The 258-nt window shown below is 57.8% G+C and carries 1 protein-coding gene; it reads right to left on the bottom strand.

The annotated features are described in order from the left end of the window. The coding region (locus NLU14_RS22360; protein ID WP_275710750.1) for a LysR family transcriptional regulator at positions 1-214 on the bottom strand (214 nt) is incomplete at its 3' end. Between the last annotated feature and the right edge of the window lie 44 nt (positions 215-258).

Raw genomic sequence — 258 nt, 5'->3', positions numbered from 1 at the left:
GAAGAATGGGCAGACTCCTCTCCCTGAGCAAACGGCCTTCTTCGGTCAGCCGAAGCCCGCCGGCACGCTCGAACAAAACGACGCCGAGATCCTCTTCGAGCCGCTGAATCTGCATCGTTACCGTGGACTGGGCGTAATTCAGCTCCTCGGCCGCGAGGCGGAAGCTTCCGAGCGCCGCGATCCGGTGAAAGGCGCGAAGCGATTTGGGATCCATGAGATGCATCTCCGATCGATTTTAGTGAAGTAATCCTTCAATTC

Source organism: Marinobacter iranensis, from assembly GCF_029207565.1.
GTDB lineage: Bacteria > Pseudomonadota > Gammaproteobacteria > Pseudomonadales > Oleiphilaceae > Marinobacter > Marinobacter iranensis.
Note: the sequence above shows the minus strand (reverse complement) of the source record. Positions and strands in the feature narration are given on the sequence as shown.